Source organism: Escherichia sp. WS3227_2 (assembly GCF_046486495.1).
GTDB classification, from domain to species: domain Bacteria; phylum Pseudomonadota; class Gammaproteobacteria; order Enterobacterales; family Enterobacteriaceae; genus Escherichia; species Escherichia coli.
Window position 1 is genome coordinate 1 of sequence record NZ_JBJQLG010000034.1, and the last position, 9,367, is coordinate 9,367.

The 9,367-nt window shown below is 57.5% G+C and carries 13 protein-coding genes and 1 pseudogene; all 14 read left to right on the forward strand.

The features are described from left to right. Nucleotides 1–175 (forward strand): annotated as a pseudogene (locus ACJHXB_RS24375) (phage portal protein); the annotation flags it as partial. Continuing rightward, nucleotides 156–1,475, forward strand: a complete 1,320-nt coding sequence (locus ACJHXB_RS24380; protein WP_000123248.1) for a S49 family peptidase — start codon at nucleotides 156–158, stop codon at nucleotides 1,473–1,475. The pseudogene ACJHXB_RS24375 and the gene ACJHXB_RS24380, both read left to right, overlap by 20 nt. A gap of 9 nt (nucleotides 1,476–1,484) precedes the next feature. Next, entirely contained in the window at nucleotides 1,485–1,817 is a 333-nt protein-coding gene (locus ACJHXB_RS24385; RefSeq protein ID WP_001358225.1) for a head decoration protein, read from the forward strand. A 55-nt stretch (nucleotides 1,818–1,872) separates the two neighbouring features. Then, complete coding sequence (locus ACJHXB_RS24390; RefSeq protein ID WP_000063250.1) at nucleotides 1,873–2,898, forward strand: major capsid protein; 1,026 nt, start codon at nucleotides 1,873–1,875, stop codon at nucleotides 2,896–2,898. Between the two features lie 41 nt (nucleotides 2,899–2,939). Then, complete coding sequence (locus tag ACJHXB_RS24395) at nucleotides 2,940–3,335, forward strand: DNA-packaging protein FI (RefSeq protein ID WP_000158878.1); 396 nt, start codon at nucleotides 2,940–2,942, stop codon at nucleotides 3,333–3,335. Between the two features lie 11 nt (nucleotides 3,336–3,346). After that, nucleotides 3,347–3,700 (forward strand): head-tail joining protein, encoded by a 354-nt coding sequence (locus ACJHXB_RS24400; protein ID WP_000785282.1) that lies wholly within the window; start codon nucleotides 3,347–3,349, stop codon nucleotides 3,698–3,700. A gap of 11 nt (nucleotides 3,701–3,711) precedes the next feature. Then, a complete protein-coding gene (locus ACJHXB_RS24405; RefSeq protein ID WP_000975081.1) occupies nucleotides 3,712–4,290 on the forward strand; it encodes a phage tail protein in 579 nt (192 codons plus the stop codon). Beyond that, nucleotides 4,287–4,682 (forward strand): phage minor tail U family protein, encoded by a 396-nt coding sequence (locus ACJHXB_RS24410; protein ID WP_000683129.1) that lies wholly within the window; start codon nucleotides 4,287–4,289, stop codon nucleotides 4,680–4,682. The genes ACJHXB_RS24405 and ACJHXB_RS24410 overlap by 4 nt, the downstream gene beginning before the upstream one ends. A 7-nt stretch (nucleotides 4,683–4,689) precedes the next feature. Beyond that, nucleotides 4,690–5,430 (forward strand): phage tail protein, encoded by a 741-nt coding sequence (locus ACJHXB_RS24415; RefSeq protein WP_001317730.1) that lies wholly within the window; start codon nucleotides 4,690–4,692, stop codon nucleotides 5,428–5,430. 15 nt (nucleotides 5,431–5,445) lie between these two features. Next, the gene (gene gpG / locus ACJHXB_RS24420; RefSeq protein WP_000479193.1) at nucleotides 5,446–5,868 is read left to right on the forward strand and encodes a phage tail assembly chaperone G; all 423 of its coding nucleotides are present in this window, start codon (nucleotides 5,446–5,448) and stop codon (nucleotides 5,866–5,868) included. Continuing rightward, the gene (locus tag ACJHXB_RS24425; protein WP_000459457.1) at nucleotides 5,850–6,284 is read left to right on the forward strand and encodes a phage tail assembly protein T; all 435 of its coding nucleotides are present in this window, start codon (nucleotides 5,850–5,852) and stop codon (nucleotides 6,282–6,284) included. The genes gpG and ACJHXB_RS24425 overlap by 19 nt, the downstream gene beginning before the upstream one ends. After that, nucleotides 6,277–8,838 (forward strand): phage tail tape measure protein, encoded by a 2,562-nt coding sequence (locus tag ACJHXB_RS24430; protein WP_191634176.1) that lies wholly within the window; start codon nucleotides 6,277–6,279, stop codon nucleotides 8,836–8,838. Before ACJHXB_RS24425 ends, ACJHXB_RS24430 begins: the two co-directional genes overlap by 8 nt. Beyond that, entirely contained in the window at nucleotides 8,835–9,164 is a 330-nt protein-coding gene (locus ACJHXB_RS24435) for a phage tail protein (protein ID WP_000847345.1), read from the forward strand. The genes ACJHXB_RS24430 and ACJHXB_RS24435 overlap by 4 nt, the downstream gene beginning before the upstream one ends. Beyond that, nucleotides 9,164–9,367: phage minor tail protein L (locus ACJHXB_RS24440; RefSeq protein ID WP_410233548.1), on the forward strand; the 204-nt coding region annotated here is incomplete at its 3' end. The genes ACJHXB_RS24435 and ACJHXB_RS24440, both read left to right, overlap by 1 nt.

The following is a 9,367-nucleotide window of genomic DNA, read 5'->3' on the forward strand; positions in this document are numbered from 1 at the left end:
GAAAGAGTGCGCAAAACGCGGTGACGACTATCAGGAAATTTTTGCCCAGCAGGTCCGTGAAACGATGGAGCGCCGTGCAGCCGGTCTTAAACCGCCCGCCTGGGCGGCTGCGGCATTTGAATCCGGACTGCGACAATCAACAGAGGAGGAGAAGAGTGACAGCAGAGCTGCGTAATCTCCCGCATATTGCCAGCATGGCTTTTAATGAGCCGCTGATGCTTGAACCCGCCTATGCGCGGGTTTTCTTTTGTGCGCTTGCAGGCCAGCTTGGGATCAGTCGCCTGACGGATGCAGTATCCGGCGACAGCCTGACTGCCGGAGAGGCACCCGCGGCGCTGGCGTTATCCGGTGATGATGACGGACCACGACAGGCCCGCAGTTATCAGGTCATGAACGGCATCGCCGTGCTGCCGGTGTCCGGTACGCTGGTCAGCCGGACGCGGGCGCTGCAGCCGTATTCGGGAATGACCGGTTACAACGGCATTATCGCCCGTCTGCAACAGGCTGCCAGCGATCCGATGGTGGACGGCATTCTGCTCGATATGGACACACCGGGCGGGATGGTGGCGGGAGCATTTGACTGTGCTGACATCATCGCCCGTGTGCGTGACATAAAGCCGGTATGGGCGCTGGCCAACGACATGAACTGCAGTGCAGGTCAGCTGCTTGCCAGCGCCGCCTCCCGGCGTCTGGTCACGCAGACCGCCCGGACAGGCTCCATCGGCGTCATGATGGCTCACAGTAATTACGGCGCTGCGCTGGAGAAACAGGGCGTGGAAATCACGCTGATTTACAGCGGCAGCCATAAGGTGGATGGCAACCCCTACAGCCATCTACCGGGTGATGTCCGGGAGACACTGCAGTCCCGGATGGATGCAACCCGCCGGATGTTTGCGCAGAAGGTGTCGGCATATACCGGCCTGTCCGTGCAGGCTGTGCTGGATACCGAGGCTGCAGTGTACAGCGGTCAGGAGGCCATTGATGCCGGACTGGCTGATGAACTTGTCAACAGCACCGATGCGATCACCGTTATGCGTGATGCACTGGATGCACGTAAATCCCGTCTCTCAGGAGGGCGAATGACCAAAGAGACTCAATCAACAACTGTTTCAGCCACTGCTTCGCAGGCTGACGTTACTGACGTGGTGCAAGCGACGGAGGGCGAAAACGCCAGCGCGGCGCAGCCGGACGTGAACGCGCAGATCACCGCTGCGGTTGCGGCAGAAAACAGCCGCATTATGGGGATCCTCAACTGTGAGGAAGCTCACGGACGCGAAGAACAGGCACGTGTGCTGGCCGAAACCCCCGGTATGACCGTGGAAACGGCCCGCCGCATTCTGGCAGCTGCACCACAGAGTGCACAGGCGCGCAGTGACACTGCGCTGGATCGTCTGATGCAGGGGGCACCGGCACCACTGGCTGCAGGTAACCCGGCATCTGATGCCGTTAACGATTTGCTGAACACACCAGTGTAAGGGATGTTTATGACGAGCAAAGAAACCTTTACCCATTACCAGCCGCTGGGCAACAGTGACCCGGCACATACGGCAACCGCGCCCGGCGGATTGAGTGCGAAAGCGCCTGCAATGACCCCGCTGATGCTGGACACCTCCACCCGTAAGCTGGTTGCGTGGGATGGCACCACCGACGGTACTGCCGTTGGCATTCTGGCGGTTGATGCTGACCAGACCAGCACCACGCTGACGTTCTACAAGTCCGGCACGTTCCGTTATGAGGATGTGCTCTGGCCGGAGGCTGCCAGCGACGAGACGAAAAAACGGACCGCGTTTGCCGGAACGGCAATCAGCATCGTTTAACCTTACCCTTCATCACTAAAGGCCGCCTGTGCGGCTTTTTTTACGGGATTTTTTTATGTCGATGTACACAACCGCCCAGCTGCTGGCGGCAAATGAGCAGAAATTTAAGTTTGATCCGCTGTTTCTGCGTCTCTTTTTCCGTGAGAGCTATCCCTTCACCACGGAGAAAGTCTATCTCTCACAAATTCCGGGACTGGTAAACATGGCGCTGTACGTTTCGCCGATTGTTTCCGGTGAGGTTATCCGTTCCCGTGGCGGCTCCACCTCTGAATTTACGCCGGGATATGTCAAACCCAAGCATGAGGTGAATCCGCAGATGACCCTGCGTCGCCTGCCGGATGAAGATCCGCAGAATCTGGCGGACCCGGCTTACCGCCGCCGTCGCATCATCATGCAGAACATGCGAGACGAAGAGCTGGCCATTGCTCAGGTCGAAGAGATGCAGGCAGTTTCTGCTGTGCTTAAGGGCAAATACACCATGACCGGTGAAGCCTTCGATCCGGTTGAGGTGGATATGGGCCGCAGTGCGGCGAACAACATCACACAGTCCGGTGGTACGGAGTGGAGCAAGCGTGACAAGTCCACGTATGACCCGACCGACGATATCGAAGCCTATGCGCTGAACGCCAGCGGCGTGGTGAATATCATCGTGTTTGATCCGAAAGGCTGGGCGCTGTTCCGTTCCTTCAAAGCCGTCAAGGAGAAGCTGGATACCCGTCGCGGCTCTCATTCCGAGCTGGAGACAGCGGTAAAAGACCTGGGCGAAGCGGTGTCCTATAAGGGGATGTATGGCGATACGGCGATCGTCGTGTATTCCGGACAGTACGTGGAAAACGACGTCAAAAAGAACTTCCTGCCGGACAACACGATGGTGCTGGGGAACACTCAGGCACGCGGTCTGCGCACCTATGGCTGCATTCAGGATGCGGACGCACAGCGCGAAGGTATTAACGCCTCTGCCCGCTACCCGAAAAACTGGGTGACCACCGGCGATCCGGCGCGTGAGTTCACCATGATTCAGTCAGCACCGCTGATGCTGCTGGCTGATCCTGATGCGTTCGTGTCCGTACAACTGGCGTAATCATGGCCCTTCGGGGCCATTTTCTCTCTGTGGAGGAGTCCATGACGAAAGATGAACTGATTGCCCGTCTTCAGGTGCTGGGTGAGCAACTGAACCGTGATGTCAGCCTGACGGGGACGAAAGAAGAACTGGTGCTCCGTGTGGCAGAGCTGGAAGAGGAGCTTGATGACACGGATGACGCTGCCGGTCAGGACACATCTGTCAGCCCGGAAAATGCGCTGACCGGACATGAAAATGAGGTGGTATCAGCGCAGCCGGATACCGTGACTGATACGGCTGCTCTGGTCACGGTCGTGGCACTGGTGACGCTGCATACTGATGCACTTCACGCCACGCGGGATGAGCCTGTGGCATTTGTGCTGCCGGGAACGGCGTTTCGTGTCTCTGCCGGTGTGGCAGCCGAAATGACAGAACATGGCCTGGCCAGAATGCAATAACGGGAGGCGCTGTGGCTGATTCCGATAACCTGTTCGATGCTGCCATTGCCCGCGCCGATGAAACGATACGCGGGTACATGGGAACGTCAGCCACCATGACATCCGGTGAGCTGTCCGGTGCTGTGATACGTGGTGTTTTTGATGACCCTGAAAATATCAGCTATGCCGGACAGGGGGTGCGCGTTGAAGGCTCCAGCCCGTCCCTGTTTGTCCGGACTGATGATGTGCGGCAGCTGCGGCGTGGAGACACACTGACCATCGGCGAGGAAAACTTCTGGGTGGACCGGATTTCGCCGGATGATGGCGGAAGCTGTCATCTCTGGCTTGGGCGTGGCGTGCCGCCTGCCGTTAACCGTCGCCGCTGAAAGGGGGATGTATGGCCATAAAAGGTCTTGAGCAGGCCGTTGAAAACCTCAGCCGTATCAGCAAAACGGCGGTGCCTGGTGCCGCCGCAATGGCCATTAACCGCGTTGCGTCATCCGCGATATCGCAGTCTGCGTCACAGGTTGCCCGTGAGACAAAGGTACGCCGGAAACTGGTAAAGGAAAGGGCCAGGCTGAAAAGGGCCACGGTCAAAAATCCGCAGGCCAGAATCAGGGTTAACCGGGGGGATTTGCCCGTAATCAAGCTGGGTAACGCGCGGGTTGTCCTTTCCCGCCGCAGACGTCGTAAAAAGGGGCAGCGTTCATCCCTGAAAGGTGGCGGCAGCGTGCTTGTGGTGGGAAACCGTCGTATTCCCGGCGCGTTTATTCAGCAACTGAAAAATGGCCGGTGGCATGTCATGCAGCGTGTGGCCGGGAAAAACCGTTACCCCATTGATGTGGTGAAAATCCCGATGGCGGTGCCGCTGACCACGGCGTTTAAACAGAATATTGAACGGATACGGCGTGAACGTCTTCCGAAAGAGCTGGGCTATGCGCTGCAGCATCAACTGAGAATGGTAATAAAGCGATGAAACATACTGAACTCCGTGCAGCCGTACTGGATGCACTGGAGAAGCATGACACCGGGGCGACGCTTTTTGATGGTCGCCCCGCTGTTTTTGATGAGGCGGATTTTCCGGCAATTGCCGTTTATCTCACCGGCGCTGAATACACGGGCGAAGAGCTGGACAGTGATACCTGGCAGGCGGAGCTGCATATTGAAGTTTTCCTGCCTGCTCAGGTGCCGGATTCAGAGCTGGATTCGTGGATGGAGTCCCGGATTTATCCGGTGATGAGCGATGTCCCGGCACTGTCAGATTTGATCACCAGTATGGTGGCCAGTGGCTATGACTACCGGCGCGACGATGATGCGGGCCTGTGGAGTTCAGCCGATCTGACTTATGTCATTACCTATGAAATGTGAGGACGATATGCCTGTACCAAATCCAGTAATGCCGGTGAAAGGGGCCGGGACCACACTGTGGGTTTATAAGGGGAACGGTGACCCTTATGCGAACCCGCTTTCAGACGTTGACTGGTCGCGTCTGGCTAAAGTTAAAGACCTGACGCCCGGCGAACTGACCGCTGAGTCCTATGACGACAGCTATCTCGATGATGAAGATGCGGACTGGACTGCGACCGGGCAGGGGCAGAAATCTGCCGGAGATACCAGCTTCACGCTGGCGTGGATGCCCGGAGAGCAGGGGCAGCAGGCGCTGCTGGCGTGGTTTAATGAAGGGGATACCCGTGCCTATAAAATCCGCTTCCCGAACGGCACGGTCGATGTGTTCCGCGGCTGGGTCAGCAGTATCGGTAAGGCGGTGACGGCGAAGGAAGTGATCACCCGCACGGTGAAAGTCACCAACGTGGGACGTCCGTCGATGGCAGAAGATCGCAGCACGGTAACAGCGGCAACCGGCATGACCGTGACGCCTGCCAGCACTTCGGTGGTGAAAGGGCAGAGCACCACGCTGACCGTGGCATTCCAGCCGGAAGGCGCAACCGACAAGAGCTTCCGTGCGGTGTCTGCGGATAAAACAAAAGCCACCGTGTCGGTCAGTGGTATGACCATCACCGTGAAAGGTGTTGCTGCAGGCAAGGTCAACATTCCGGTTGTATCCGGTAATGGTGAACTTGCTGTGGTTGCAGAAATCACCGTCACCGACAGTTAATCCGGAGAGTCAGCGATGTTCCTGAAAACCGAATCATTTGAATATAACGGTGTGAGCGTCACGCTTTCTGAACTGTCAGCCCTGCAGCGAATTGAGCATCTCGCCCTGCTGAAACGACAGGCAGAACAGGCGGGATCCAGTCTCAATCGACAGGTGAGCGTGGAAGATCTCGTCAGAACCGGTGCTTTTCTGGTGGCGATGTCCCTGTGGCATAGCCATCCGCAGAAGACAAAGATGCCGTCCATGAATGAAGCCGTTAAACAAATTGAGCAGGAAGTGCTTACCACCTGGCCCACAGAGGCAATTGCTCAGGCTGAAAATGTGGTAATGCGTCTGTCCGGTATGTCTGAGTTTGTGGTGAATGATGCACCTGAACAGGCAGATGACGCCGGGCCAGCAGAGCCTGTTTCTGCGGGAAAGTGTTCGACGGTGAGCTGAGTTTTGCCCTGAAACTGGCGCGTGAGATGGGGCGACCCGACTGGCGCGCCATGCTTGCCGGGATGTCATCCACGGAGTATGCCGACTGGCACCGCTTTTACAGTACCCATTATTTTCATGATGTTCTGCTGGATATGCACTTTTCCGGGCTGACGTACACCGTACTCAGCCTGTTTTTCAGCGATCCGGATATGCATCCGCTGGATTTCAGTCTGCTGAACCGGCGCGAGGCTGACGAAGAGCCTGAAGATGATGTGCTGATGCAGAAAGCGGCAGGGCTTGCCGGAGGCGTCCGCTTTGGTCCGGACGGGAATGAAGTTATCCCCGCTTCCCCGGATGTGGCGGACATGACGGAGGATGACGTAATGCTGATGACAGTATCAGAAGGGATCGCAGGAGGAGTCCGGTATGGCTGAACCGGTAGGCGATCTGGTCGTTGATTTGAGTCTGGATGCGGCCAGATTTGACGAGCAGATGGCCAGAGTCAGGCGTCATTTTTCCGGTACGGAAAGTGATGCGAAAAAAACAGCGGCAGTCGTTGAACAGTCGATGAACCGGCAGGCGCTGGCTGCACAGAAAGCGGGAATTTCCGTCGGGCAGTATAAAGCCGCCATGCGTATGCTGCCTGCGCAGTTCACTGACGTGGCCACGCAGCTTGCAGGCGGGCAAAGTCCGTGGCTGATCCTGCTGCAACAGGGGGGTCAGGTGAAGGACTCCTTCGGCGGGATGATCCCCATGTTCCGGGGGCTTGCCGGTGCGATCACCCTGCCGATGGTGGGGGCTACCTCGCTGGCGGTGGCGACCGGAGCGCTGGCGTATGCCTGGTATCAGGGCAACTCAACCCTGTCCGATTTCAACAAAACGCTGGTCCTTTCCGGCAATCAGGCGGGACTGACGGCAGATCGTATGCTGGTCCTGTCCAGAGCCGGGCAGGCGGCAGGGCTGACGTTTAACCAGACCAGCGAGTCACTCAGCGCACTGGTTAAGGCGGGGGTAAGCGGTGAGGCTCAGATTGCGTCCATCAGCCAGAGTGTGGCGCGTTTCTCCTCTGCATCCGGCGTGGAGGTGGACAAGGTCGCTGAAGCCTTCGGGAAGCTGACCACTGACCCGACGTCGGGGCTGACGGCGATGGCGCGCCAGTTCCATAACGTGACGGCGGAGCAGATTGCGTATGTTGCTCAGTTGCAGCGTTCCGGCGATGAAGCCGGGGCATTGCAGGCGGCGAACGAGGCCGCAACGAAAGGGTTTGATGACCAGACCCGACGCCTGAAAGAGAACATGGGCACGCTGGAAACCTGGGCAGACAGGACAGCACGGGCATTCAAATCCATGTGGGATGCGGTGCTGGATATTGGTCGTCCTGATACCGCGCAGGAGATGCTGATTAAGGCAGAGGCCGCGTTTAAGAAAGCGGACGATATCTGGAATCTGCGCAAGGATGATTATTTTGTTAACGATGAAGCGCGGGCGCGTTACTGGGATGATCGTGAAAAGGCCCGTCTTGCGCTTGAAGCCGCCCGAAAGAAGGCTGAGCAGCAGAGTCAACAGGACAAAAATGCGCAGCAGCAGAGCGATACCGAAGCGTCACGGCTGAAATATACCGAAGAGGCGCAGAAGGCTTACGAACGGCTGCAGACGCCGCTGGAGAAATATACCGCCCGTCAGGAAGAACTGAACAAGGCACTGAAAGACGGGAAAATCCTGCAGGCGGATTACAACACGCTGATGGCGGCGGCGAAAAAGGATTATGAAGCGACGCTGAAAAAGCCGAAACAGTCCGGCGTGAAGGTGTCTGCGGGCGATCGTCAGGAAGACAGTGCTCATGCTGCCCTGCTGACGCTTCAGGCAGAACTCCGGACGCTGGAGAAGCATGCCGGAGCAAATGAGAAAATCAGCCAGCAGCGCCGGGATTTGTGGAAGGCGGAGAGCCAGTTCGCGGTACTGGAGGAGGCGGCGCAACGTCGCCAGCTGTCTGCACAGGAGAAATCCCTGCTGGCGCATAAAGATGAGACGCTGGAGTACAAACGCCAGCTGGCTGCACTTGGCGACAAGGTTACGTATCAGGAGCGCCTGAACGCGCTGGCGCAGCAGGCGGATAAATTCGCACAGCAGCAACGGGCAAAACGGGCCGCCATTGATGCGAAAAGCCGGGGGCTGACTGACCGGCAGGCAGAACGGGAAGCCACGGAACAGCGCCTGAAGGAACAGTATGGCGATAATCCGCTGGCGCTGAATAACGTCATGTCAGAGCAGAAAAAGACCTGGGCGGCTGAAGACCAGCTTCGCGGGAACTGGATGGCAGGCCTGAAGTCCGGCTGGAGTGAGTGGGAAGAGAGCGCCACGGACAGTATGTCGCAGGTTAAAAGTGCAGCCACGCAGACCTTTGATGGTATTGCACAGAATATGGCGGCGATGCTGACCGGCAGTGAGCAGAACTGGCGCAGCTTCACCCGTTCCGTGCTGTCCATGATGACAGAAATTCTGCTTAAGCAGGCAATGGTGGGGATTGTCGGGAGTATCGGCAGCGCCATTGGCGGTGCTGCCAGTGGTGGAGCATCCGCGTCAGGCGGTACAGCCATTCAGGCCGCTGCGGCGAAATTCCATTTTGCGACCGGGGGATTTACGGGAACCGGCGGCAAATATGAGCCAGCGGGGATTGTTCACCGTGGTGAATTTGTCTTCACGAAGGAGGCAACCAGCCGGATTGGTGTCGGCAACCTGTACCGCCTGATGCGGGGCTATGCGGAAGGTGGTTATGTGGGCGGTGCCGGAAGTCCGGCGCAGATGCGGCGGGCTGAAGGCATTAATTTTAATCAGAACAATCACGTGGTGATTCAGAACGACGGTACGAATGGTCTGCCAGGTCCACAGATGATGAAGGCAGTGTATGACATGGCCCGCAAGGGTGCCCGTGATGAAATTCAGACACAGATGCGTGATGGTGGCCTGTTCTCCGGAGGTGGACGATGAAAACCTTCCGCTGGAAAGTGAAACCCGGTATGGATGTGGCTTCGGCCCCTTCTGTAAGAAAGGTGCGCTTTGGTGATGGCTATTCCCAGCGAGCGCCTGCCGGGCTGAATGCCAACCTGAAAACGTACAGCGTGACGCTTTCTGTCCCCCGTGAGGAGGCCACGGTACTGGAGTCGTTTCTGGAAGAGCACGGGGGCTGGAAAGCCTTTCTGTGGACGCCGCCTTATGAGTGGCGGCAGATAAAGGTGACCTGCGCAAAATGGTCGTCGCGGGTCAGTATGCTGCGTGTTGAGTTCAGCGCAGAGTTTGAACAGGTGGTGAACTGATGCAGGATATCCGGCAGGAAACACTGAATGAATGCACCCGTGCGGAGCAGTCGGCCAGCGTGGTGCTCTGGGAAATCGACCTGACAGAGGTCGGTGGAGAACGTTATTTTTTCTGTAATGAGCTGAACGAAAAAGGTGAGCCGGTCACCTGGCAGGGGCGACAGTATCAGCCGTATCCCATTCAGGGGAGTGGTTTTGAACTG

Bases quoted from the DNA above. Each gene is read 5' to 3' on its own strand.
- ACJHXB_RS24385 (WP_001358225.1), top strand. From the start codon at position 1,485: ATGACGAGCAAAGAAACCTTTACCCATTACCAGCCGCTGGGCAACAGT.
- ACJHXB_RS24390 (WP_000063250.1), top strand. From the start codon at position 1,873: ATGTCGATGTACACAACCGCCCAGCTGCTGGCGGCAAATGAGCAGAAA.
- ACJHXB_RS24395 (WP_000158878.1), top strand. From the start codon at position 2,940: ATGACGAAAGATGAACTGATTGCCCGTCTTCAGGTGCTGGGTGAGCAA.
- ACJHXB_RS24405 (WP_000975081.1), top strand. From the start codon at position 3,712: ATGGCCATAAAAGGTCTTGAGCAGGCCGTTGAAAACCTCAGCCGTATC.
- ACJHXB_RS24410 (WP_000683129.1), top strand. From the start codon at position 4,287: ATGAAACATACTGAACTCCGTGCAGCCGTACTGGATGCACTGGAGAAG.
- ACJHXB_RS24415 (WP_001317730.1), top strand. From the start codon at position 4,690: ATGCCTGTACCAAATCCAGTAATGCCGGTGAAAGGGGCCGGGACCACA.
- gpG (WP_000479193.1), top strand. From the start codon at position 5,446: ATGTTCCTGAAAACCGAATCATTTGAATATAACGGTGTGAGCGTCACG.
- ACJHXB_RS24430 (WP_191634176.1), top strand. From the start codon at position 6,277: ATGGCTGAACCGGTAGGCGATCTGGTCGTTGATTTGAGTCTGGATGCG.
- ACJHXB_RS24435 (WP_000847345.1), top strand. From the start codon at position 8,835: ATGAAAACCTTCCGCTGGAAAGTGAAACCCGGTATGGATGTGGCTTCG.